Origin of the sequence: Enterococcus sp. DIV0802b, from assembly GCF_050543535.1 — a bacterium.
Lineage (GTDB): Bacteria > Bacillota > Bacilli > Lactobacillales > Enterococcaceae > Enterococcus_D > Enterococcus_D entomosocium.
The window spans coordinates 533,100-558,957 of record NZ_CP172941.1; the positions used below are offsets into that span (position 1 = coordinate 533,100).

Annotated in this window: 22 protein-coding genes; 19 read left to right on the forward strand and 3 right to left on the reverse strand. The window is 41.3% G+C overall.

Annotated elements, in window-relative coordinates; genetic code table 11:
• Window positions 1-311: 311 nt before the first annotated feature.
• The 16 genes from IGJ12_RS02515 to IGJ12_RS02590 all read left to right on the forward strand — a co-directional run bounded on the left by IGJ12_RS02515 (window position 312) and on the right by IGJ12_RS02590 (window position 20,543).
• Window positions 312-2,006 carry a DUF2075 domain-containing protein gene (locus tag IGJ12_RS02515; protein ID WP_430619305.1) on the forward strand — a complete coding sequence of 565 codons (1,695 nt, stop codon included), beginning with the start codon at window positions 312-314 and terminating at the stop codon, window positions 2,004-2,006.
• Window positions 1,969-2,304 (forward strand): nucleotide pyrophosphohydrolase, encoded by a 336-nt coding sequence (locus IGJ12_RS02520; RefSeq protein WP_086299081.1) that lies wholly within the window; start codon window positions 1,969-1,971, stop codon window positions 2,302-2,304. Before IGJ12_RS02515 ends, IGJ12_RS02520 begins: the two co-directional genes overlap by 38 nt.
• A gap of 484 nt (window positions 2,305-2,788) precedes the next feature.
• A complete protein-coding gene (locus IGJ12_RS02525; RefSeq protein ID WP_008377866.1) occupies window positions 2,789-3,532 on the forward strand; it encodes a hypothetical protein in 744 nt (247 codons plus the stop codon).
• Between the two features lie 707 nt (window positions 3,533-4,239).
• Complete coding sequence (celB, locus tag IGJ12_RS02530) at window positions 4,240-5,520, forward strand: PTS cellobiose transporter subunit IIC (protein ID WP_194199283.1); 1,281 nt, start codon at window positions 4,240-4,242, stop codon at window positions 5,518-5,520.
• Window position 5,521: 1 nt separating this feature from the next.
• Complete coding sequence (locus tag IGJ12_RS02535; protein ID WP_430619306.1) at window positions 5,522-6,421, forward strand: haloacid dehalogenase-like hydrolase; 900 nt, start codon at window positions 5,522-5,524, stop codon at window positions 6,419-6,421.
• A gap of 178 nt (window positions 6,422-6,599) precedes the next feature.
• Window positions 6,600-7,418: a MerR family transcriptional regulator gene (locus IGJ12_RS02540; protein WP_429967625.1), complete on the forward strand. Its 819-nt coding sequence runs from the start codon at window positions 6,600-6,602 to the stop codon at window positions 7,416-7,418.
• A gap of 86 nt (window positions 7,419-7,504) precedes the next feature.
• Window positions 7,505-7,981 carry an SAM-dependent methyltransferase gene (locus IGJ12_RS02545; RefSeq protein WP_144331025.1) on the forward strand — a complete coding sequence of 159 codons (477 nt, stop codon included), beginning with the start codon at window positions 7,505-7,507 and terminating at the stop codon, window positions 7,979-7,981.
• 166 nt (window positions 7,982-8,147) lie between these two features.
• A complete protein-coding gene (locus IGJ12_RS02550) occupies window positions 8,148-8,729 on the forward strand; it encodes a GNAT family N-acetyltransferase (protein WP_429967626.1) in 582 nt (193 codons plus the stop codon).
• Window positions 8,730-9,090: 361 nt separating this feature from the next.
• A complete protein-coding gene (locus IGJ12_RS02555; RefSeq protein WP_430619307.1) occupies window positions 9,091-11,328 on the forward strand; it encodes an ATP-binding cassette domain-containing protein in 2,238 nt (745 codons plus the stop codon).
• 234 nt (window positions 11,329-11,562) lie between these two features.
• The gene (locus IGJ12_RS02560) at window positions 11,563-13,038 is read left to right on the forward strand and encodes a helix-turn-helix domain-containing protein (RefSeq protein ID WP_016620737.1); all 1,476 of its coding nucleotides are present in this window, start codon (window positions 11,563-11,565) and stop codon (window positions 13,036-13,038) included.
• Between the two features lie 373 nt (window positions 13,039-13,411).
• Entirely contained in the window at window positions 13,412-17,989 is a 4,578-nt protein-coding gene (locus IGJ12_RS02565; protein WP_429967627.1) for a hypothetical protein, read from the forward strand.
• A 40-nt stretch (window positions 17,990-18,029) separates the two neighbouring features.
• Complete coding sequence (locus IGJ12_RS02570; RefSeq protein WP_034871937.1) at window positions 18,030-18,548, forward strand: hypothetical protein; 519 nt, start codon at window positions 18,030-18,032, stop codon at window positions 18,546-18,548.
• A gap of 25 nt (window positions 18,549-18,573) precedes the next feature.
• The gene (locus IGJ12_RS02575; RefSeq protein WP_008377887.1) at window positions 18,574-19,137 is read left to right on the forward strand and encodes a hypothetical protein; all 564 of its coding nucleotides are present in this window, start codon (window positions 18,574-18,576) and stop codon (window positions 19,135-19,137) included.
• A gap of 34 nt (window positions 19,138-19,171) precedes the next feature.
• Window positions 19,172-19,501 (forward strand): LPXTG cell wall anchor domain-containing protein, encoded by a 330-nt coding sequence (locus IGJ12_RS02580; RefSeq protein ID WP_008377889.1) that lies wholly within the window; start codon window positions 19,172-19,174, stop codon window positions 19,499-19,501.
• 173 nt (window positions 19,502-19,674) lie between these two features.
• Window positions 19,675-20,070, forward strand: a complete 396-nt coding sequence (locus IGJ12_RS02585) for a hypothetical protein (protein WP_429967628.1) — start codon at window positions 19,675-19,677, stop codon at window positions 20,068-20,070.
• Window positions 20,071-20,195: 125 nt separating this feature from the next.
• On the forward strand, window positions 20,196-20,543 hold the full coding sequence (locus IGJ12_RS02590; protein WP_016611346.1) for a DUF7006 family protein: 348 nt from the start codon (window positions 20,196-20,198) through the stop codon (window positions 20,541-20,543).
• 373 nt (window positions 20,544-20,916) lie between these two features.
• Here IGJ12_RS02590 and IGJ12_RS02595 read toward each other — a convergent pair whose 3' ends face one another.
• Window positions 20,917-21,660 (reverse strand): EAL domain-containing protein, encoded by a 744-nt coding sequence (locus IGJ12_RS02595; RefSeq protein ID WP_429967629.1) that lies wholly within the window; start codon window positions 21,658-21,660, stop codon window positions 20,917-20,919.
• A gap of 136 nt (window positions 21,661-21,796) precedes the next feature.
• Here IGJ12_RS02595 and IGJ12_RS02600 point away from each other — a divergent pair, with 136 nt between their 5' ends.
• The 3 genes from IGJ12_RS02600 (at window position 21,797) to IGJ12_RS02610 (ending at window position 24,241) form a co-directional block, all read left to right on the forward strand.
• On the forward strand, window positions 21,797-22,921 hold the full coding sequence (locus tag IGJ12_RS02600) for a GGDEF domain-containing protein (RefSeq protein WP_430619308.1): 1,125 nt from the start codon (window positions 21,797-21,799) through the stop codon (window positions 22,919-22,921).
• A 401-nt stretch (window positions 22,922-23,322) separates the two neighbouring features.
• A complete protein-coding gene (locus IGJ12_RS02605; protein ID WP_005232089.1) occupies window positions 23,323-23,640 on the forward strand; it encodes a hypothetical protein in 318 nt (105 codons plus the stop codon).
• 58 nt (window positions 23,641-23,698) lie between these two features.
• Window positions 23,699-24,241 carry a DUF3267 domain-containing protein gene (locus tag IGJ12_RS02610; protein WP_430619309.1) on the forward strand — a complete coding sequence of 181 codons (543 nt, stop codon included), beginning with the start codon at window positions 23,699-23,701 and terminating at the stop codon, window positions 24,239-24,241.
• A 194-nt stretch (window positions 24,242-24,435) separates the two neighbouring features.
• Here IGJ12_RS02610 and IGJ12_RS02615 read toward each other — a convergent pair whose 3' ends face one another.
• Window positions 24,436-24,855: a DUF2000 domain-containing protein gene (locus IGJ12_RS02615; protein ID WP_086372605.1), complete on the reverse strand. Its 420-nt coding sequence runs from the start codon at window positions 24,853-24,855 to the stop codon at window positions 24,436-24,438.
• On the reverse strand, window positions 24,848-25,681 hold the full coding sequence (locus IGJ12_RS02620) for a helix-turn-helix domain-containing protein (protein ID WP_430619310.1): 834 nt from the start codon (window positions 25,679-25,681) through the stop codon (window positions 24,848-24,850). Before IGJ12_RS02620 ends, IGJ12_RS02615 begins: the two co-directional genes overlap by 8 nt.
• Window positions 25,682-25,858: the final 177 nt, after the last annotated feature.

Here is a 25,858-nt window from a genome sequence, read left to right on the forward strand (position 1 = left end):
TAAATATCCTAAACAGAGGATGTTTAATGAATTGTCAAATGGGATTTTCAGCTATTTATTTTAGAACGTCTTAGAGAGGATTCGTTTGAAAAGAGTTTCAGGATAATAAGTTAGTCTATTAAATCATTAGCAAAGTATGCACGTTGGACGAAATTAGTAGATTAATCAACAGCGATTTTTTTAGATAATGGTTATTTTGCTAAAACAAAAAATTACCAATTTTGTCTTTAATGCTTTAAGAGCAAAATATGCAATGATATACTAAAATAAATAAACTTAATGGAATAGACACTAAACGGAGACTCTAAAATATGACCAACCAACTAATCATAGAAGATCATCATTTCAAGAAAGGTGAGCTATCTAGCATAACGACGGCTTATATCGATCAGTACCCAGTCGTTTACATACTCTACAACCGAAATGAAAAGAAAAGGCCTGTTGCGTACATTGGTCAAACGGTTCAAGTGAACAAACGATTGAAGCAGCACTTGAATAACTCTAAGCGCAGAGAAATTAAAGAAGTCTTGCTGATTGGACATGAAAAATTCAATCAATCAGCGACCTACAATATCGAAACCAATTTGATCAATCACTTCATTGGGGATGAGCAGTTTCAGTTACAAAATGTCAGTCAAACAAGACAGGTGCAGATGCATCAGTATTATGAAAAAGAGTATTATGATGAAGTGGTCTTCCAAGAGTTATGGGAAGAATTGCAAAGGCGTCAATTGGCGAAGCACTCAATCGATACGATTCGCAACAAAGATGTATATAAATTATCCCCTTTTAAAGAACTGACGCCAGAACAGTTAGATATAAAACTTGAAATCAGTGAGTACTGTAAACAAGCGATTCAGCAGGATGAGACACAAAAAGTCTTGATGATCGAAGGAGAAGCTGGAACGGGAAAGAGCGTCCTTTTGGCATCTCTCTATAACACCCTTCAAGACTATACAAAGTCAGAGCCTGTATTAAAAGGCACCGATAACTATTTGTTGGTCAACCATTCAGAAATGTTAAAAACCTATCATACAATGGCAGAAAGTTTGCCAAATTTAAAAAAGAATCATATGCTAAAGCCAACTTCCTTTATTAATAAAACAGATAATCAGAAGTTGCACCCAGACATCGTTATTGTGGATGAGGCCCATTTGCTTTTAACGAAGAAAGACAGCTATAACAGTTTTCACTATGAAAACCAACTAGAAGAGATTATCAAGCGAGCAAAAATCACGATTTGTATCTTTGATCCGAAGCAAGTATTGAAAATCAAAAGTTATTGGGATCAGGACAAATTGGATCAGTTTCAGAAAAGGTACAATGCTTCTCGCTTTCAGCTAAAAGATCAATTAAGAATGAAAAGTAGTCCACAAATTATTCAATGGATCGATGATATCGTAGAAAAACGTGTAACACCGATTCCAGAATCGACAGCATCTTTTGAGCTTCAGATTATGGAAACCCATGATGCGTTGAAGAACAAAATCTTTTCTCTCGATAAAAAGGAAGGTCTGTCACGGATCATCTCAACATTCGATTATGTTCATAAGAAAGACGGAGCTTCATATCTTGTAGATCCTGGTGGGATCAACCTGCCATGGAATACGACCGATACGAAGCGAACATGGGCGGAGCGACCAGATACAATCAGTGAAGTCGGTTCAATCTACACCGTCCAAGGGTTTGATTTAAACAATGTAGGAGTCGTCATTGGCCCTTCCGTTGATTACGATCCAGAGACCGACCAGCTTGTCATCGATATCGATAAATATGAGGACAAAGGGGCGTTTACGGGACGTGACGATATGAACCAAGAATTGACGAAGAAAGCCAAAGAAACGATCATCCTTAATTCATTGAATGTATTAATGAAACGAGCAATCAAAGGGCTTTACATCTATGCAATCAATCCCAATCTGCGCCAAAAACTCTTAACCCTACAAAACGAAAGGAGCCAGGCCTACCATGCAAAACCAACCCTCTTCAATGGAACGGATCAATAAATTCCGAGATGATCGCAATTGGCGACAATTTCATAATGAAAAAGATCTAGCTATTTCTATCTCCATCGAAGCCGCCGAATTGTTGGAGATTTTTCAATGGAAAACACCTGAAGAAGCCACTCAAGATTTCGAACATCTAAAAGAAGAAATTGCCGATGTTCTGATTTATTCTTATATGCTGGCAGACAATTTGGGGCTTGATATTGATGAGATCATCAAAGAAAAGCTGGAAAAAAACAACATGAAGTATCCGGTGAGAGAAAGTAAAGATTCGAAAAAGAAGTATAATGAATTGTAACAAAAAAAGAACCAAGGACGCTGCAAGTTCTTGCTTCTTTTTTTTGATGGAATAGGAGCAACAACGGCTTTCTGAATTCATCAGTGATTGGTTACGAACGTTAAAAATCTGACATAATTGAGAAAGTTGAAGATAACTTCAAATTGGTTACAATTTTTCGGAAATTTGAAGTTAACCTCAAATAAGCGCAATTTTTGATAAAAAATGAAGTTAGACCTAGTTTCTGCTAGAGCAAAAACAAGATTATCCTATCCGAAAATGAAGACAAGATCATCGGTAAAAAATCGGCAACAATGAAGGCCGTTTTCTATCAAAAATATTTCTCCCCAAAAACCTAAAAAACCTATTGCCCCCCAAGCCCACTTACTGTATAGTAAACAAGAATATTTCATGAAAATAACCAAAAATAACTAATTAAAAAGACTTCGTTATTGAAAATTGCGATTAAACGTTGCCGCAAACGGAATATAAGAAGGGGAAAACAATGACGTATTTAACAAATAATTTTGTGAATTGCATGATCACTTTAGGGTTTATCTTCATCCATCTATTTTCAAATGTTATCTCATCCAGAAAACTAAACGTGCAATACATGAGCTCCTTTGCCGCTGGGGTAGGGATCTCCTATGCGATCGTTCATCTATTGCCCCATTTGGCGTATTTTCAAACGGTGTTGATCGATGAATTTGGCTGGGATTCGGGGATTTTTTATAGTCATGGGGTCTATGGCATCGTTTTGTTTGGCTTAGTCTTCAGTTACGTGATCTACAAAATCGATGAGCGGACGTTTATGGTGTTAGAAAAGAAAGACATCACCAGTGCCAAAAACGCCTTTTTTTGGTCGGATATCGCTTTTCATGTGATCTACAATATCATGATCGGCTATATCGTGATTGCCAATACGCTATCAGAGCGTTTTTACATTTTGACCTACTTTATTGCCTTTGGTTTGCACTTTCTCATGAACGATTGGCTGCTCTATCACCATCATGGTGCCCTTTACAACAAATATGGTCGTTTTGTGCTTTCCTTCAGTATTTTCGCGGGAGCTGCGTTCTCCCTCTTTGTTTCATTGCCTTACTATCTGGTGGTCATCATTGAAGCCTTGATCACCGGGGCTTTGCTGGTGAATATCATCAAATTTGAGTTACCCAATGAAGGGGAAGGCAGTATTCGTGGGCTATTGGTAGGCACAATCTGTTCTGGAATTTTGTTTGTATTTGTCTAGCGCGAAAAGGAGGGCTGAATCATGGATGATTCGGTCCTCCTTTTTTTATAAATACGTAAAGCAATCACTATTTTCTATTTTAATCGAACAAATCACAATAGTTTTTTATTTTTTTGACCATTATTTACAATTTTGTTACGATGTTCGCTTGCTTTTCCCAAAAACATTCTATAAAATGTAAGCGAATAGAAACTAAAAAAATAGGCACCTCGTATCTCTGCGCCAACAGATTTACGAGGCCCTGATCAGTCACAACCTTTAGACAGATGACCAATCAAGTTGCCATAGTTGATCGCCAAAGGCATCAACGTGTTTATTGTACCCGATTTCCTTGTCGATTTCTAGTAGATTCAGGCAGGTTTTTGGGCAAAAACCGGGGGATGCTGGACGCTTATTTTGCTATGCCAAAGGCATTGGACAATCTTGTCCAATGCCTTTTTTGTCGTTTGAAACGGTTCATGCGCAGGATCGTTTGCGGCAAATAAAAGGTATGAAGATCAGTTGAGAACAGTTGCATGGAAAATAGGCAGTCATAGTTGAGAAATCCAATGCCTTGCGTTCTTACTGTGTTCATAGCAATAGCGTTCTGGCGATCAGCACTTCAATCCTAGGTTCTTGAAGGTGGCAAGCCTTGGTTTCTATTCACACTTCGAAAAGATACCTGAACGCACTCTTTCAGCGATCTTTTAAGGTTAAGGAGGAAGCTTATGAAGGATTCGTTAAAGAAATTTATGGAAGAAAAAATGCTGCCATGGGGAATGAAAATTGGCAGTGAAAAGCATCTAGTTGCCATCCGTGATGGACTTGTCACCACGATGCCTTTGATTATTATCGGCTCCATTTTTGTTATTTTATCTAACGTTCCATGGGAAGGCTTTAACCTATTTGTTACGAGTATTTTTGGCGGGGAATGGCGCAGCAAATTAGACTTTGTCGTCCAAGTGACCTTTGGTGTGATGGCGCTGTTCAATTCCTTTGCTATTGCGTATAGTTTAGCAACCACTTACCGCGTCAGCGGTTTATCTGCCGGTGTATTGGCAGCGTCGGTTTTTCTTTTAGTCACTCCGATTGAAGATGGCGGCATTCAAATGTCTTATCTTGGTAGCCGCGGGCTGATCGTAGCAATCATCACCAGCCTGATCACGGCGGAGATCTTCCGATTATTCGTACAAAAGAATATCGTGATTCGCATGCCAGAAAACGTTCCCCCGGCGGTCAGTCGCTCCTTTATTGCATTGATCCCCTCATTCTTTTGCCTCTCGCTTTTCTGGGTGATTCGTTTATTAGTGGAATCATTCGGCAACACGAATGTTCATGATCTGCTGTATAGCCTTGTGGGACAACCTTTATCGATCATTGGCGGAGGCTTTATAGGCGGTCTGTTTGCCATTATGTTTACGTCATTGTTTTGGTCAGTGGGCATCCACGGTTGGGACTTGGTCCTGAGCGTCCTGCAGCCGACATGGATTCAAATGATCGATGAGAATCGGATCGCTTTTCAAAACGGCGAAACGATTCCGCATATCATCAATTATACCTTTATGAATACCTTTGTCTGGATTGGCGGTAGTGGGGTGATTTTGGGCTTGGCGATCTTGCTTTTAGTCAGAAGTAAAAGTAAGTATTTAAAAGAGTTGGGGAAACTCGGATTTCCATCAACGGTTTTTAATGTCAATGAACCCATCATGTTTGGGTTGCCCGTTGTCATGAATCCATTGATTTTGTTCCCATATATTCTGACACCGGTCGTTTGCTATATTATCTCTTATACGACAGTTGCCATGGGGATCGTCCGACCTGCCGTCGTTTTGGTTCCCTGGTCGATGCCGCCAATCATCGGTGGTTATCTAGCCACAGGCGGACATATTTCGGGGGCAATCTTACAGCTGGTGAATCTGACGGTTTCTATCGCCATCTATTATCCATTCTTCAAAATGCTGGATAATCGGACATTAGCCAGTGAACTCGGTTCAGAAAGTGGGGCGTAAAATGAAGACAAAGCGATTTTTGAATTGCACGGCAGCTGATTTTAAATCATTTGATAAAGACCAACTATTGGAAAGTATTCGAGGAAGTGCAGGTCGGACGATCGTAGCAGAAAATGACGTCCAGATCGATCCGATGTCTAGAGGAATCACCAATGCTGAATTCGTCGCTGCATTTGGGGCGGATTTGATTTTGCTGAACCTTTTTGATTGCGAAAACGGCGCTATCAAAGGTTTACCGACAACGGATGACCCCATTCGCTTTTTGCAGTGCTTAACGGGGCGGCCTATTGGGGTCAATCTTGAGCCTGTCGACGATTGTGCGGAGCAGATGGAACAGTTGACAACTATCGCTACTGGGCGTTTGGCAACAAAGAAAAACATGGCTCGTGCAGAAGCACTTGGATTTGATTTTATCTGTCTGACAGGAAATCCTTCCACTGGCGTTTCAAATAAGGAAATCACAGCGGCAATCAAACAAGCAAGAGCTGTTTTCTCTGGGATCATTATTGCTGGAAAAATGCACGGAGCTGGTGTCAATGAACCTGTGTTGGATGAAGAAATTGCGTCTGCATTCATTCAAGCTGGAGCCGATGTTATTCTTGTACCCATTGCGGGCACGATTCCTGGGCTGAGTGAACAACACATGAGTGATCTAGTGGCCTTTATCCACCAAAAAGGGAAGTTGGTCATGGGCACCATCGGTACTACACAAGAAGGTGCAGATATAGGCACAATCCGTGCCTTGGCATTGACTAGCAAACGTGCCGGTTGCGACCTTCATCATATCGGAGATGCGGGTTTTTCTGGGACCGCTGATCCCGAGAACATCTTGCAACTATCCATCGCCATCAGAGGTAAGCGCCATACCTATCACCGAATGGCCGTCTCAGTGAATCGATAGGTGGAACAAATCGGCACATGCCTATGAAAGGCAAGAATTGTTAGAAGAATTTTTCGTTGAATGTTGAATAATGAAGCAAGACCGAAACAGAGAGTGAACTCTTTGTTTCGGTTTTTTATAGTGAGTAGCATTGAAGTGTGGATAAAGTGTTTTTATAATAAATCTATCGGAGGTGCGTATGTTTAAGATAGGTGAATTTTCAAAGCTCTCTCAAGTGAGTATCAGAATGTTGCGTTACTATGATGAGATGGGTCTATTAAAGCCCGATAGGATTGATATGTTTACTGGTTATCGACTGTATTCGGCTGTTCAATTGCCTGAACTCAATAAAATACTCTATTTACGTGATAGCGGCTTTAGTGTAGCAGAAATTGCGGTGTTACTGAAAAACCAAGAGCAGGACTTCCTTGCAGAACAATTAGAAAGAAAAAAAGATGAAATTGAGACAACTATAGAGGCGGAAAAACAAAAATTAATCAAACTAGAAGTAGCTAAATTAGAATTGACGAAGGAACGAACAGAGCGCCATTATCAGGTCACAATGAAAGCAATCCCGAGTTATCATGTGCTCTCCCTTCGCAAAGTCATACCAAATTATTTTGCTGAAGAGGAACTGTGGAGAGAACTAGCCACTTTTATGGAGCTTCATAAAATAAAGAATTTCGGACAATCATTTTCGATTTATCACGACCAAGAGTTTAAAGAAAAAAATGTCGATGTTGAATTGTGTGTGCAAGTGAAAGCAGGCCTGCAAGTAGATTCCAAAGTATTTTCTATCTACGAAACGGAGGCAGTGCCAATTATGGCGTGCACGATGGTGTACGGTGCATTCTCCAACATAGCCAACGTCTATTTGACCTTGGCTGAGTGGCTACAAGAACATCCTTATTACCAAATGGACGGACCAGACAGGCAAATCGTGCATCGCGGTCCTTGGAATGAGCAGGAGGAAAGCAATTATTTGACTGAAATACAAATACCACTCATAAAACGATGAGTAGCAGATTTTTTCTATTTTCTCTTGACTCTCACATTGTGTCAGGCACTATTCTAAGAGCACAAAGAGGAAATGGAGGAAAGAAAATGACAGAATATAAACTACAACCGATCGGAATCATTCAAAACAATGAGGACGGATGCTTGCTCAAGCTAAAGAAAGAATATGTTCCAGCTTTGGCAGGGATTGAAGGATTTAGTCACTTTCAATTAGTATGGTGGTTCAGTGATTTTGCGGATGCAAAGTATCGAATGATTTTGGATGCTGAGCAACCCTATAAACATGCGCCTGAAAAAATGGGGATTTTTGCTACGAGATCACCCATCCGACCAAATCCAATTGCATTAAGTGTTGTTCAAGTATTATCAGTCGATGTTGAGAAAGGAATTCTTTCTATTCCTTATATTGATGCAAACGACCAAACGCCACTAATAGATATCAAACCGTACACACCAAGTTTGGATCGAGTAGAAGTGCCCAGAGTTCCTTCCTGGTGCCATCATTGGCCGAACAGTTTAGAAGAATCTGCTGATTTTAATTGGGAAAATGAATTTAATTTTTAGAGGATGAAAAAATAGAGGAATCAATCGGAAGATTGTTGGCGCAACAATGAAAATTTAAGCAATGTCGATGTTCGATTCAAGTAAAGAAAAAACGCGGTTTGTTTTTAAGGGACATCCTCCGCTATAATTGGGGGGAACATTAGGAAGAGCGAAAGGAGTACACCACATGCTAACAGGCAACAAAGTCACTTTAACCCCTGCGGAAATCAAAGATAAAGAAGCGGTCTATCAATGGTGTTTTCATTCTGAAACCACAAAATATCATTCCGGACCACCTTCTTATCCTAATGCACCGATCGCCACTGAAGCAGAGTTTTTTGAGGACTATCAAGAGTATTACTTTACTGGTGCCCAACCGCAAGATGGCAGAGGCTTTTTGATTCTACATGCAGGTGAACCTATTGGCTTTATTAGTTACTCCTCGTCTCATCTAAAAGACGGCATAGCAGAATTGGATATCTGGTTGAATCGAGAAGCTCATTGCGGCAAAGGATTTGGTACCGATGCGATCGTCACCCTCGGTGATCATTTACATGAAACATTCGGCATTCAAAAATTGATGATGCGGCCGTCGAGAAAAAATATCCCTGCAGTCAGATCTTACGAAAAGGCTGGTTTTACGCAATCTACCCAAGACCTTGCTGACTATTTGTTGGAAGAGTATCTTACTTTATATGCCGAAGGGGATTATGGGGCAGAAGAAACGGTGACATTGATCAAAATGTTTCCGTCAACTGTATTGAGCTGATCTGGCTGATCTGGCCGATCTCTAACATTCGGCTTCAAACGATTAAAGGTTATTTCATGAAAACAGTCCATTTCACTTTGCAAGCAAGGGGAAATGGACTGTTTTTTACCTTTTAGCAATTTAAGGTCATTCAAAATACTCCTTCTTCGCTCTATCTTCTAACTTCGTTCGCACTCTAAATTCCTTCCTATGCAACAGTTATTGAAAAATTGCATAAGCCCTCTATCCTTGCTATTCCAACATTGAGAACAAAACATAAAATAAACATAGTTTTTTTGCAAAATTCCGAGAAACAGCGAGAATGTTTGTGCTATAATGGTCGCTCACTGTAAAAATTCAATAGAATCTGGGAGGGTATAGCATGCAGGAATACATTACGATCCACAACGCCAGGCAGAACAATTTGAAGGGCTTTGACTTGAAGATTCCCAAAAGAAAAATCACGATTTTCACGGGTGTCTCTGGTTCTGGCAAGTCATCGATCGTCTTTGACACGATCGCACAAGAAGCTGGTCGACAGCTGAATGAGAACTTTTCGAAATTTGTCCGCAACTTTTTGCCAAAATACAGCCAGCCCGATGCGGATGCCATCGACAATCTTTCGATGGCGGTAGTAGTTGATCAAAGCCGTTTAGGCGGCAATTCCCGCTCTACATTAGGGACGATCACGGATATCAACCCCTTGATCCGCTTGCTTTTTTCTCGTCTTGGTCAACCGTATTTAGGTCCTGCATGGAATTTTTCCTTCAATGACCCTCATGGGATGTGTCCCACTTGCGAAGGGATTGGGCGGATCGTCGGGTTAGATTTAGAAAAGGCACTGGATCTTGAAAAGTCCTTGAACGAAGGGGCGATCCTGCTTCCTGGCTACAAAGTCGGCTCTTGGCTACTGAAGTCCTTCACCAATACGGGCTTTTTTGACAATGACAAGCCGTTGAAAGAATATAGCGAAGAGGAAATGAACCGCTTTTTGTATGCCCAAGGAGAAAAAATCGATTCCTTGTATATGGAAGGCATGAGTTCCACCTATGAAGGCTTAGTCGCTCGTTTTAATCGCTCCAATATCAAAGGTGGCAATGAAAGCTCCGCTGCTACGCAGAAGAAAATCGCTTCTTTCATGAATGAGCAGAAGTGTCCTGACTGTCAGGGAAAGCGATTCAATCCACAAGTACTCGCGTGTAAAATCGCGGGCTATTCGATTGCGGACGTTTTGGCGATGCAAGTGGATGAACTATTGACGGTTCTTCAAGAAATCTCGGAGGAGAGTGTCCAACCCCTGCTTCAAAACATCCAAGCGAGAATCACTGATCTGATCAATATCGGGTTGGATTATGTTTCCTTAGACCGTGAAACAACGACGCTTTCTGGTGGGGAAAGTCAGCGGGTAAAAATGGTCAAACACTTGTCTTCTAGCTTGAACGATGTGATCTACATTTTTGATGAACCGAGTATTGGGCTGCATCCAAGGGATGTCCATCGATTGAATGAATTGTTAGTCAAACTACGGGACAAAGGGAACACCGTCATCGTAGTGGAGCATGACCCAGATGTCATTAAAGCAGCCGATCACATTATCGATGTTGGTCCTAAAGCTGGAAAAAATGGCGGCTATATTACTTACGAAGGAACCTTTGAAGGTTTGCTGCGCTCAGATACACTGACTGGCAAAGCCTTTGGACAGATGGTGGATTTCAAAGAAACCCCTCGCAGAAGCCAACAGTTTATCGAAACGAAAAAATCGACGCTGCATAACTTGAAAAACACAGCACTGCGGGTGCCATTAGGGGTATTTACGGTGGTGACCGGTGTCGCTGGTTCTGGAAAGAGCAGTTTGGTAAATGGTGTTTTTGCCAAAGAATACCCTGAAGCCATTACGATCGATCAATCAGCGGTGGCGGGGAATATTCGCTCTAATCCTGCAACCTATTCAGGAATCATGAATGACATTCGCAAGTTGTTTTCGCAAGAAAACAAGGTTTCAGCAGGTCTTTTTTCCTACAATTCCGAAGGTGCTTGTGAAACATGTAAGGGCCACGGGACCATCAAGATGGAGCTGTCCTTTATGGATTCCGTCGAGGTTTTGTGTCAGGCCTGCGGCGGCAAACGGTTTAAAGAAGAAGTCTACCAGTATCGCTTGAAAGGCAAGTCGATCGATGAAGTCCTTGCCATGAGTATCACGGAAGCGGTGGAGTTTTTTGAGGAAAAAGCGATTCAAAGAAAACTAAAACAGATTTTGGCTGTAGGACTAGGATACATGACCCTCGGACAGCCATTAAATACCTTGTCTGGCGGTGAATGCCAACGACTGAAGTTAGCAAAAGAATTAAGCAAAAAAGGCAATATCTACATTATGGATGAACCAACGACCGGATTGCACATGGCAGACATCAAAAGCATCTTGGCGATCATCGAACGATTAGTAGAAAAAGGCAATACGGTGATCGTGATCGAACACAACCTTGAGGTCATGAAAGCAGCGGATTGGCTGATCGATGTCGGTGTTGATGGTGGGATTCGTGGTGGTGAAATCTTGTACGAAGGAACCCCAGACCAACTGATTAATTGTCAATCGTCGATTACTGCGCAGTATTTATTTTAACGAAAAAACCAAGACTAGCCGTAAGCAGCTCTTTTCATCGAGTGTTGCTTGCGGCTTTTTTCATTCCATCGAAGAAGCGATTACAAGTTAGAAAATAAAATTCAGAACGCTATTTTTTTCATTATTAGTAGGTTTTTTGATAAAAATACTGTAAATTTGAGTATATAATTACCAAATAGTGGTCTATTTATGTAATAGTATAGAAAAGAATCTCTTGAAAAAGGAGTGGAGTGGATGAGAGAGCTGCAATTGGCCTTCATCAGCAACCGCACAACCGCGCGGTTGTTTCGGCTGTTGAGTACGATTGAGCGAGATCGGGTGTTTACGATTGGCGACTTAGCTGAGCGCAATCAGGTAACTCAGCGGACGATTGCCAATGATATCAAATACATGAAAGAATATTTTGGGGACAGTATAGTTCTTGTTTCCGGCAATAGCGGGTTTGTTTTCGAAGAGAAAAAGCCTACAGAATATCAAAAAAGAAAACAAAGTTTGTTAAAAAATGAATGCTTATTTGAAATTATCGGGAATATCTTTCATGGCAAGTTAGCTAAGGTGGATGAGCTAGCACATCATTACCATTTTTCAGAGAGTACATTTCGGCGCTTACTTAATCAGCGCAACCCTATTTTGAAAAGCTATGGCTTACAATGGACCTCCAATCCTTTAACGATTGAAGGAAGCGAAGCCAACTTACGTAAGTTTTTCAAAGATTTTTACTATGAAGGGGTCGAAACGATCTATACATTGGTCCCAGACCAAGCATTGCATGACTTGATTTTAGGGCAATTGGATGACAAGTTCGGCTATTATGAAATCGGATCTGGGGCGACCCCCGCAGCGTTTTACTATACGTTTTATATTGCCATCAAACGCGCGAGCCTTGGCTATCATATCACTGTGCCCAAAGAACTGGTCAGGCAAGCGTATAAAGGGAATAGTTTCGCCAAACTTTATTCCTTGAAAAAAGGCATTGAAGAAATCTATCAGACCCAGTTGCCCAAAGAAGAATTTGCTTGGATTTACTTGGTCACCCTGTGTAAGCGAACCTTGGATCAAGAAGAACGAGAGCAAAAATTTTACCGTCAGTTTCATCAAGGTACAGCGATTGCAAACGTGGCCGAATTGTTTCTGCAGAACCATGATGTGCCCAAAGAGCAAGCCATTACGGTGGCGACGTTTTTACGTTCTTTCTTTTTATCGAGGAAAATAAACCATGCGATTGCGCCGGTTTTGAACAAGGAAATGGATGATATCAAAGAAGTGATCATGCGTTCCAACAGCGAGAATTATCAAAAGAACTTACAATTTCTTAAGGAGCAGAGCAAAAAACTCTCTTTGTCTAGTGCTTACTTAGAAGACATCTGTGTCAGTTTAACAATTTATAGCGAGTTGATTTTCGATTATTACGCACCAGCAAAAACCATTTATTTTCTCCTAGAAGGAGATCATTTTGTGTGCCAGCACATTCAAACTCGAGCAATCCAGCGGTTTGGCAGCAAGCACGAGTTGACCTTTGTGCAGCTGCAATATTTAACAAAGAAGACGCTAAATGGATCACATATTGATTTGATCGTGACCAATTACAATCGCTATCTCGTCGATTACAAAGTCAAAACAGATTATTTATTATTAAAATCTCTTCCAGATGATCGAGATTGGGAACATCTTGAACGGAAAATAAACCCGTATCAAAAACCGCTTTTTTAAACCCATTCCCGTACCTTTCACACAGTGAAAGAGGTAGGTTATTTATTCATCTATTTCAGGTGTTTATGAAAATAATGATTTTATTTTGCTAAAGGACCACGCTATTCTTAGTTTAGTAAGGACCACGCGTGATACACTTACAGTTTTTTTCGTCTCAATAACCTTCGTTTTTAAGAAAACGGAACTCGTATGTAGATATTATTTTACAAAAACCCAATCTAACAACTTTCTTCAGACATTTGATTCGTCCAAATGTCTTTTTTTGTCGTTCCCCCAAAAACGAAGAATATTGAGACAACTTTGTGTGAAAAGGAGGAGGCTGTTTCTTAGCTTCAACCTTCTTGACGCACCAAAGACTTGAAGAAAGGAGGATATGATGAAACTACTTACATTGTTTTCTGCAGTATTCCTACTAAGCAGCACGGCGGTCAACACGACGCTGGCGTTCCAGCAAGTTGCTTATGCAGAAACAGAGTCACTTTCTGAAGAGACGCAACACTCCTCAACTGAGGAAACCACTAATTCTGCTGATCTATCGGAAGACCAAGAAACAACCGAAGAAAGCAGTGAAGAACAATCTTCTTCGGAAGCCACGGATGATTCCACGACAGCTAGCCAAGAAGAAGCAGAGGAAAATGAAGCACTGCCCGAAGCAGAAACGCCAGATAGCTCAGAAGATGAAGCGGAAACAGAAGCTGAGAATGAGCAAGTCGAAAGGTTTGATGCTGAAGCTTCAGCGGTCGCATTGACTGTAGCAAGTGAGGCGCAATTGCGGGCAATTTTACTTGGGGAATCCTTCACCGATGAAGATGGCACGGAGTATCATTACGAAGAAATCGCCAATGATCAATCCTTGGTGCTTACTTTTGCCAACAACTTGGCATTAACTGAGCCAATCAGTGGTATCCAACGGGCAGACGTTACTTTTCGTAGTCAAGATACACCTGTGATCGTTTCGCAGACGGCGGCAGAGAACCTGATGCAGTTTGCGGCACCTGTTCAACTGACTTGGCAAGGGGTGCAACAACAAGGCATTCAGTCGGCGCAAGGGCTGGCTCAAACAACTGGGGCTTCAACGATTACCTTTGAAGATACCCAACTGGAGCTGACCACTACCGCAGGACGCGTGGTGAATAACAACCAAGCACATCTTCATTTCAAAGGAACCAATGTGGTGACGACAGCGACGTCTTCCATTCCAACGTTATTCACGGCTGAAGGACTCTTGGTCGAAGGCCAATTGACGATCAATCATCGCTCATCAAATGCCACACCAATCTTTGAAATGAATCAAGTAGCAGTCGCTAGCCAAGCTGAAATTTCTGTCACCCGAAGTACCAACAGCAATACTGGCACTGTCTTTCACATGACAGGTACCGCAGCAAGCCTTGATTTTGGTCAAGGAAGTATGACCACGATTCGCCAATCTGGCGCAATGGTTTCCCTACCAAATGCCAATCAAGATAGTCGGTTGACGCTAGCAACCGGGGCAACACTAGATGTTGGCACGGGACAGGGGCTTTCTGGTAATTCCACCAGCACGCTAGGCGAAGTAAGGTTACAAGCAGGGAGTCAGTTAAAACTATCTGAGTACGGGACGGTCAGCGGGACGCCCGCCATCAATGTCGGACACCGCTTCATCGTTGAAAATAGTACCGCGGACCAACCTACCATTATTGAAGGAACGCGGACGGGCACAACGACCGGAGCTTTTATCCAGCTCCAAAGTGCAAATTCCTCCATCGATTTTGGGGAGAATACACAAACGCGAATATCGCAGCATGGACCGATGTTTACGGGTGTGGCTAGTACCACGATAGTGATTCAAGACCACGTGAAAATGAACAATCAGCATAGCAACGGGTTTAATGGCAACGTAGCAGTCAACAGTATTGCGATTGGTGATCAGGTGGATATAACCATAAGTGAACCTAGTAATGCCACTGTTGGTCAAGCGTATCGAACCTTTTTCGCAACGTCTTCGGTTCAAATCGGAAGTCATACAACAATTGACGTGCCGAGAACGCGAACGACCTCTTCAGCAAGTACATCGAATGTCGTCATCGGCTTAGCATCAAGCAACGGGAAAATCACCATTGGTGACTATTCTGAAATAGCCGTGAACCAGCGAGGGGCGTTTGTCAACGCAAGTTTGTCCCATGTCACTTTAGGGAAATACTCAAAACTAACGGGCGTATTAGGGAATGGTTTTACCGCTGGAACGATGGTCGATCAATTTGAGCTGCTTGAAGGGGCTGAAATCAATGTTGCTGAGCATTCAACGAGCACAGCAGCCAATTCTTTTTCCGTGCAACGACGTTTCTTCCTAGGAGAAAAAGCAGCGATCAATTATTCTCGCACATCATCAGCAGCCAATCCTTTCATTGCACTGGGTTCAACGTCGACGGCTTCACAATTTTTGTCAGAAGCAAATGCAACCATCACCCTCAATCAAGTAGGACCATTGGTGACTGGTCGCAGCACAACAGATATCTATATTGGTGAAGCAAATACGATCAGCCTACAAACCGCACAAGGCTTTACCGGTGGTACCTCATCTGCTGCTTCTTCAACCATTCGCCGGTTGCATGTGGGCGATCACTCCGAAATCACCGTTTCTGGACGAAGCAATGCAAATGTTGATTTTTTCCGGTTTAGAGAAGAAATCAAACTAGGTCGTGAAGCGGAAGTAACGGTCAATCATACAACGCGACAAGCTGCACGAGCCGTTTTTCGTTTAACCTTGGCGAATTCGAAATTTACGATGGAAGAAGGAAGTAAAGTCGAAGTTGATACTGGTGGACGATTTCTACAGGGAGTCGGAACAACAGATCTGTTATTCGGCGAAAATTCCTATACGAGAATAAACGCTGCTAGAGGAATGACAGGAAACACCACTGTTCGTTCAGTTACGCTTGCGCAACATGCTGAAGTGCATTTGACAGAGCCAACAACGACGGCGATTCAAAATTCAGCAACAAGTCAAAATTATTCCAGAATCCGAGTATCACAAAGAGTGGAGTTGCAAGACAATGCTACCATGACGTCAAGAAGAGATCGAACGACTTCAGATTCCCGATTTATTTGGTTGACTGCTAGTAATTCATTTGTTCGGATTGGTAAAGGGGCTACCCTCGACGTGGATCAATCTGGAGGAATCTTTAGAGTAACGACTTCCTCTAATTTCATTCTCAATGATGAGGCAACATTTAAAGGTGTTGCGAGAGGTTTAAATACTCAGGCGGGAGGCAATGCCTCAAGCAATCATTCGAATTCATTTGCGAATATCACAGTAGGGGCCAGAGCTAATTTTTCCATGACCGATAATCGGACAGGCATGGGAACATCGGCGGAATTTATCAATCGCCCGTTAGTCAATGTGCGGAATTCATTTTCGGCAGGAGAAGATTCTACGGTTGTATTGGAAACCATAAGAAATAAATCTGAAGTTCTTTATTTCAGACTTGCCAATGCACGATTGAATATAAACAATGTGAATTTGTTTGAAATTAGTCATCCTACGACAAGAACTGGTCAAGCCAATGCGCAATTGCAGCGTTTGATCCGATCTGCACAAAATACGGTTGCGAACGGTTTGAGAATCAATGTTGCGAGTCAAAAATTAGCAGTTTGGGAAAATGCTTCTTTAGATGAACCAACAGAAGAATTTATCAATATTTCCGGAACGATGCGAATCAATCGAAATGGGGGGAATACATTCCCTTATGGCGGCACAGGAAATGGCGAAGCGCGTTCCAGATTACTGAGTGGCGAGCAATTAGAGGGTTCTTTGGAAAGTCTGGAAAAACAAACGGACATTTACCAAGTGATTGCTAAGAATAACTTCAATAAGATTCGTTTTTCAGAACCAGAAGGCCTCATTGCCCGAATCGATGCATTGAGTGATCAGTCGACTGAAATCACTGGTTCCATGTACGAGGATACCGATGTCACCTTGATCTCCTATACAAATACCGATGGAGAAATCGTCGAATTGGACAAAAACTCTGAACGAATCGAATGGGGCGACTATCGGGATGAAAATCAGCTGTATCGCTATTTCCGCATTCCCTTAAGAGAAAATGAGCGATTGGAAACAGAGACAGAAGTGTCGATTTTCTTATCGAAACCTTCGATTGAGACCTATGTCGATGTGACCGCTCGTCAAACCGTGATTAAAGGTGTGAATTTTGAAGCATACAATATCACTTTAGATCGCTATAAAATTAATGAATTAAGCACGCAAGAAGAATTAGATGCTTTGATCCTTCAAGAAAGTCGCGCGCAAGCCGCAAATGTGTTGACGGAAGCGGATATGACGGATGACTTTCGCATCGTAGAAACGGATCTTACACGAGAAGTGGACGAAGACGGCAGTTACTTCGCTGTTCTTGAGGTGGGGAATAAAGCCTACCAGATGACCATCGGTATCGATGTGACATCGAAACTTGAGCATATGCGAGTGACGATCCCGACCAAAATGGTCTTTGAATCCTTGTACAATACGGCGGAATCGAATCGTAATTTTGAAAGCCAAGCGTATGAGATCCGCAATCAATCGCCACTTGCTGTGGATACCTATATCAATCAATTGGCGATCGATGATCATGCCGGAATCGTCTTGTTAGAAGAGGGAGAAGACCCCCTCGATTACGCTGAAAGTGAAAGCGAAGAGGAAGACCCAACCCTTACTTATGACGATATCTCAACCCCGCTGTTGCGATTGAACCTAAAAACGGAAGAAACCCAGATTCAACTCTATGAAGCGATGGAAGAACAACACTTGGTTCGCTTAGAAGAAAGAAGTCGCGTGCCGATTTCCTTAACAGGGGATTTCTATGGGGATTACCCGCAATGGGTCGTTGATTCAGAAGCCGATCAAGGCGGATATTATGAAGACTTGCTCGTACCGAATTATCGCATCGTCTTACGCTTTGTTCCACGAGACTAAGAAAAAAAAGATCGTACCAAACGTGAAGGAGGTGAATCCATTGGAGCAAACGAATCAAACCGAAAATAAAAAACGACGGAAATGGCTCTGGTGGTTGTTGCTATTGGCCGTACTTGCCGGTGGACTCGGGTACTATTTCTATCAATCAAAAGAAGCAGTTCCGTTGATCAGTGCAGACCTTTTGCCTGAATCTGGCGATGCCACCGATCAACGATTATCTGAACGGGCGCAGGAAATTGCAGATGCGAATTATTTCACCCTGCAAATCAATCCAGAAGCCATTTTTGAAGATGGTCAAAGCACGGGATCCATCGAAATCGTTAATCCAGGCACCAATGTGTACCCAATCGCCGTGGATATCTCTTTACTGTCGAGCGGGGAAGTCATCTATTCTTCCGGTGCGATCTATCCAAATCAATTTGTTGAAAATGTCGCCTTGGCGACACCATTGGCAAAAGGCGAGTATCCTGCCAAAGCCACCATCAATATTTACGACCCTGAAAGCAAAGAAAAACAAGGGGTCACTGAAGCTGAATTAACGATTATCGTTAAGAATTAAAAAAAGGAAAAGTGAGGAAATAAAAATGAAAAAATTTGTAGCAGCTATTCTAAGTACAGCAACGATCGCAGGAGTAATCGCAAGCGGCACCACCGCTTTTGCGACACAAACTATTGACGGACGTGAAGGCGATACGTCAGGAGATGTCCAAGTAAACGGGATCATCGGTGAATTCGATAATACAACACCTGGACCAAATCCCGATGATTTGAACCAATGGATCAATGTAACGATTCCAACGACTGCTTTGTTCTATACGACAGAAGCGTCAAGTCATACAGAGATCGTTTCGCCTACGTACACAGTGACAAATAACTCAGCAGTTGGTGTGATCGCTTCTGTTGCAGGTGTTGATACACCATTGAATATGTCTGAAGTAGACTTGTTAAACGTAAACGGGATTGAGTTGTTTGAAAACGGCACACCAACTGTAACAGAAACAGAATTGTTTACCCTTGAAGGCAACCAAGGAACGAATGAAGGGACGTTTGCGTTCACTGGTGAAGCAACACCTGTCAATGCATCAGAAGAATCAAACCCAAGTTTCAAATTGGTCTTGAGTTTTGCGCCGGATGTAGAGGAAGACTAAAAACTGAAATCCCAGTAAAGAAGGGATCTATCGTATGAAAAAACGAAAAAGAATCATTTTTTTCATCGCTGCATTACTGGCTCTGACTGTCTGGGATCTATCAGAAACCGTTGTCGCAGAGGCGACAACAGGGCAGGTCACTGTGACTGGTCGAATTGGTGAAACAGCGAAGGAAGAGGAAGAAGCAGACGATGACAATAAGAAAACGATCGTCGCAGATGCTTCTCAAATCGGACAAGGGAAATTACCGCAAACAGGTTCTTCAAACACCACTCGTTTGATCATCCTTGGGTATGCACTCTTAGTACTGTTTGTCATTGCAGCGACAAGAAAAAAGAAGCACGGTGAAAGCGTCGCTCCTTAACTATCGTCATCGCTAGAAGCGTAAAGGAGAAACTGTGAGGAAAACTTACAGTTTCTCTTTTTTAATGAAAGAGTAGAGCGGATAAAAAATGAATCATAAAGGTAAGCAGTCCTTAGTGATACCACAAACGCTGTATAAGTGAGGTCAGTGATAGTTTTGAAAGGATACAGAAGATGAAGATCAAGAAAGAAGCGTTTGAAAGAACCATCATAAATAGTGAATATATTGGCTACTACTATCATCTGCTGACTGCAGATTCTAGCCCCTATCCCCAAGGGGAACAAATAGATAAGATGCGTTACTTATTAGAAAATAATCACATAGAAGAAATAAAAGCGAATGCTCGCTATTTGTTCATTTTTCGTACGTATAAAGTACCTAGTGTCCTACAAAAAGAGTATCAGTTGTTGGAAGAATGCGTCTCGTACATCTCAAATTTGAACACCCATTTGTTGATGCCTCAAGAAGCAATTGAGCAAAGTCTTTCAATCAAGGCAGAAGATGAGGCGAAGTATCAAAAAGAGCATTACAAGCAGCTGGTCAGAGGGTTGCTGGATATTCTTCATTGACTACTGGACCTTGGTGTTTTTTCAGTAGCTAGAAAAAGTAGTGAATAGATAACGAGAAAGAATAGGCTGAGACTTAGGAAGAAAATAAGGGGGCTTGTTCCCCTCAAAGAAAGGAGCAAAGAAGCTTGACTGTATTTACTTCAAAGATAGAATATCTTGATGGATTTCAAAAGAAATTTACGGATTCCAATCGTGAAAATGGTGCCTTAGCCTCTTATGTAGAAAAGCAATTAACGTTACTTGATCAATTGGTAGCAGGGATTTCTCCAGAAACATTTTGGGCGATCACCCCAGATATTCTGGGAATCGATGCCAAACTGGTTTTAGTCACAGAAATGATGCGATTTGACGATTTTTCCGATGACGAGATCATCCGAATCGTCGAAAAAGATTATCGCTTTTATCTGAAAGAATTGTGCGGTTACAATCTAGGAATGGAAACGAAGCATTCTCTGGTTTTCAACGTGAGATAAATCAAGGAGGGGAATAGTCGGAATCACTTCTAGCAAAACGATTTGGTAAGAAGTGATGAGTATTTTTAATGTTTCTGCAATTAGTAAAGGTGAGCGATTGAAATAGAAGGTTTGTATCGAAGAAAAGGGTGAATAGACAAAAAGCATTCAGGAATTGGTTTCTTGAATGCTTTTTGTCTATTCATTTATCTGAAAAAGGTCTTTGCTTTGGTTTCTACTCCCTCTCATGTAAAATCACCGTTAAAACGATGCCGAATCAGCAAAAATTCTGCAAATAAAATTATTTGTGTTATATTTGAAGGGCATCTGTTCATTTTTTTAATATTCGTTTATTTTTAATCGCGTATAGTGAGAAAAATAAACGACGCGATGGCTATTTTTTTCGCTTTAATTGATTAGCTGGGGAAGGTTTGTCCAAATAAAACCCTTGTTGAAGAAAAATCTCTTCTTCAAGCAAGTACTCATGGATATCCGAGGTTTCGACCCCTTCGACAATAAATTGGATTTTACGATTGCTGGCGATATTTCGCCAGAAGTCGATCAAAAAGAAAATCTCCTTTTGGGACAGCACTCGCAACGAGATAGGCGAAAATTTGATCACATCGATTTTATCCAGCATCGGTGCAATATTTGTCAGTGAATGAATGCCTGTCCCTACATCATCCAATGCGACAGAAAAGCTCATCTTTTTTATTTGGTTGATTTTGTTCATAAGAAAAGACTTGGGATCACAGGCGATAGAAGGTTCCGTATCGTCTTCGGTGATCTCAATCAAAATACGATCATGGTAGGGTGCTAAGTCAGCTAACATCAGAAAGGTTTCTGGGTAGCTGAGTTGTTGCGGGTGGATATTAAGACTGATTTTTGTTTCTTCATTCGGGTGAAGTAAGCTGAAAATTTCATTTCGGTACCATTGCAGTAAGCGAGTGTGTAGCTTTTTGTATTTGATCACTTGCTGGAAGAAGGAAAGGGGAAACCTATTTCTTTCGGTACTTCTCAATAATAATTCGTAGCCAATCACTTTCTGACTATCTGCTTTCATTTGAAAGATAGGCTGGGCATCAAAATATAATTGGGGAAATATCGATAAGAGTTCTTGTTCTATTTTCTCAGACATTGGTTTCTGCTCCTTTCTGGGGTAGTTTTATTTTTGGTTTCATGAAGTGCAGGAAAGGAAGATCGAGTTCTTTACCTGCATTGTTAAAGAATCGAGCCTTTCAAAATCATGGGCGAAGGATTTTAAAGAAAAATCTATGAAAGAAAGAAGGAATAGTGTGTTTGTCCATCTGATTTATGCTGCGATCTATTCTGTTTTAGTTGTAAGCTTGCTCATTTCGTATGATCTGTTTATCAAGAACTTCAAAGAATTGAATTTACGCTTGTCATTTAAAATTCTTATCGGTGTCGTTCTGTTCATTTCGCAAGTCTACTTTATTATATCATTTTCTTTGAACAGTATCGGTTATGTTGCGTATGAATATACGATTCCAATCTTTATTTATTATTTTGGTATCCTCAAAGAAAAAATATATCTGATTGGGCTGGTCCCCGTCATCTTGCTAACTTTTTTTGCATTGATCAATAAATTCGAATGGGGAGCCATGCTCTTTATTATCGGATTAAATTACATCATTTTAATCATTACTTACTTATTAAAGAAAAGATTTTACGGACAGACAAATCATACTGTCTTTTATCTATTTTCGATTGTGGTTACGGTTGTCTCGCCGATGGTCAATGCATTGCTTTTTCATCGCCGTGAAGTTGGTCTTTGGGATGCTGTCACTTTAGGGATTGGATCAGTGGCAATCGTTTCTTTATGGAAGTATTATCTGCAGAATCAAAAAAACTTTCTCGAAAAAATCAATACGAAGATCATTGAGCGCAATTATGATGAGTTGACGAAGGTAAAAAATTTCCGTAGTTTGAACGAAGATATTTCAAAATTGGTGATAAACGAGAAGGATCAGCTGGTCGTGGTGATGATGGATTTAGATCATTTTAAGCAGATCAATGATCACCATGGACATCAAATCGGCAATCAAGCCTTAACCTTCTTTTCGGATAAACTGACGACATTTCTCTATCAAAAAAGTCCTTCCCATTTAGTCGAAGTCTATCGGTATGGTGGCGAAGAATTTTTAGTCCTATTTAAAGAGAATACTTCCGTGTCAGTGAAAAAAATTATTGAAGAATTTCATTTGTTCTTAAGCAATGAACAGTTGAAACTAGAGGGAACACAACTGACCCTTTACTTTTCAGCAGGGATTTCAGAAGCAGGTCCTACGTTAGACATTTCAGAAATTTTTTATCAAGCGGATCAAGCATTGTACGAAGCCAAAAGGAAGGGCAGAAACCGCACGATTATATTTTCTTGAGACGTTTTCTTTTCTAAAGAAGGTTCAGCAGTCTTTTCTCAAGTGGATAGGTGTTGTAGGAAGCCAAAAGGAGAGACAAGGATCGTAGGCTTCTTTGTCCAGCGTCATAGCTTTTTCAAAAGGAAGAGGGGAAGCAATCTGGTAAGTATAATGGTTTACTAAACGGTTTCCGATTATCTTGAGAGGTTAAGCGAGGATAGAAAGGCAAGGAGAGTGCTTTTTAAGAAGTGGGAAGAAACCACTTCTTTTTTTGCACCAAGCATTGGGTAGCCGCACTTGGCAGCATCGAATTGGTTTTCTGCGTGTTTACACCCTTAGAAAGCAATGGTATATTTATTTGATAAGTAAATAAAATTATTTTTTTCCTGTGTGTAACGAAGACTGACTAAGGAGACTTCCCTATGAAACCAATTCGGCGATCACTGTACCAAAGTGCTTTATACGTAGCTATTCCTTTGATCGTGAGTCTACTGATTGGCTACTTAGCCAAATGCTCACTCCTGATTCCTGCATCCATTATTTATGGCGTTCTCTTGGTGTTTATGATCCCTTCCGACAGCTTTTTATCAAGCAGCGTGGACTACCAAACGAAAAGCATGAATCCAAGTTTTCGTCCTCCGCCATTAAAGAGAAGGATCGAAGGTGCGCCAGAAACGATCAATTTCCTCTTCGTTTTAACGGCACTGGTTTTGTGTTTGCTGCTCTTGTTGGTTGGGTAAAGGGAATTCATAGAAATTAAGTACTAAGAAGAATGTCGAAAAGAAAAGGAGAACAGCGATGAAATTACTCAAACAAATTAATTTAATGGATGATCAAAAAACAATAAAGAGATTGAATCTCGCGGCGATCCCTAGTTTTATTTTTTTCTATGTGTTCTTTACACTCTTCGTCTTAGGTGGTCATGGGTCAAATGCTGAAACTTCGTTTATTTTCGATCTTTTGCTCTTAATGGTTGCGTATTTTATTCTCATCATTGTTCATGAATTGATCCATGGTGCCTTCTTCAAGCTTTTTGACCCTAAAGGGAAGGTAAAGTTTGGGTTCAAAAATGGGGTAGCATATGCCACGAGTCCCCATTCCTTTTATTCAAAAGGGAAATTTGCCATCATTTTATTGGCGCCATTCCTTGGCATTTCTGTGGGCCTCTTTCTATTATATTTATTTGGCTGGTTGACGGCATCTCTTTTTACCTTGATTGCTACCGCACATGCCTCTTCTTGTGTGGGAGACTTTTACTTTCTTTTTCTGATTGTTAAAGCACCAGCGAAAAGTTGTGTAGAAGATACTGAAGTGGGGTTGAATATTTATCAAGGAGAGTAGTTTATTTTTTCAATTGATCTTGGCAAAATCAAAGAGCAAGAAAATGTATGCTAGAAAATCTCTTACAAAAAAACAAACACCTCAAAAGGGTTTGTTATTTTGTAGGACTGTTTATAAATAACGTATATAGCAAGAAGACTGTTCGGCCGACAAAAAGAAAATTTGTTTTAAACGACCGTTTTCTTACTAGCGCTTTACCGATACAACGGCAAACTACCAGCGACTTTATTGATACTCTTCTTCTTGCCTTTTAAACAAAGACCAAAATAAGCCAGTGTTTCTGTGGGAATCGTCTCAAGCGTCTGACGGTATTGCTCGTAAGAATTGGTGATCTGAGCAACGTCGGAAAAATCAATGATGGTTACTTCTGGATCAGCTTGCTGACTGATCGATTCACGAATGGTCTGCAACTGCTCCTTGTTCGTTTTTAAGATAGGAATGGGAAAGTTGACAATGCCAAGGTGTTTTCTGCCTGTCGAATCGTAAATATCTTCTCCGATTCCTTCGGGAAACAATTTGCCCAAGGTTGCGCCTAAAATTGCAGCAGTATTTGCAACTAAGCCAATCGGTAATTGTTCATCGATAATCATGACACATTTTTCTTGGTTATTCATACGTTCTCACTCCATTTTCTTGGTAAATTGTTTGGTAAGCTTTGGGGGTAACCCCAATCAAGCTTTTAAAGATACGGGTAAAATGACTTTGGTCACTAAAACCTGTCAGAAAAGCGACTTCTGCAATTGCTTCTTGTGCTTCTAGTCTTTTCTTGGCAGCACTGATGCGCACCGTACTTAAATATTGAAACGGCGACAGCCCATACGCTTTGGTAAACTGCCGAATCAAGACGTACTGATTCATTCCAAAAACGTCACTTAATTCACTCAAGGACAATTTTTCAGGATAATGTTGATCGATATAGGCTTTTGCCGCTGCGGCTTTATTTGAAACCGGATCTGTTTGTTCGTGGGTGAAATCCGCATACTGAACAAGCAGGTCGTGAAGGAGACAAGTAAAGCGTTCTTGCTTTTCAAACTCATCGCCGCGATCCGACAGCAACAGCTGGTGCACTGCATGAAATTCCTCTTTTTCTTTCACTTGGCGAATGACCGGTTCAGGAAAGTGCGGCGTCAATTGAGTGTTAAAAATTTTTTGTACTTGTACCGCCATGTTCTCCGGGGTTAAGTGGATATTGCGGTAAACCAGCTTTTCCTCCGTGAGTTGCTGGCAGCGGTGGGCGGCCTTTGGCGGAATCAAAATCAAGTCGCCTGCTTCAACGATATAGCAGGTATTTTGACAGGTGAATTGACGCGTCCCAGCTTCCATCAAGCCAATCACATAATATTCGTGCCAATGGTTAGGAAACTCCTGCTGGATGCCGTTAAATAATAAAGCCTCTACACCAAGGGTGCTATCTTGAATGATTTTTCGTTCATTTCTCATCTGCATTCTCCTTTTTGTTACTATAACAAAAGTGGTTTTTGGTGAATAGAATGATATTGACTTTTGACTATTTTTCTTGATGGAAGGCCCTTGATTGGGACTGAGAAAAGGGACTGGAGAATGTCGGGAAAGAGCGGATCAGCCTTGAAGAAAGAACAGCAGGTTATTTTGACGATT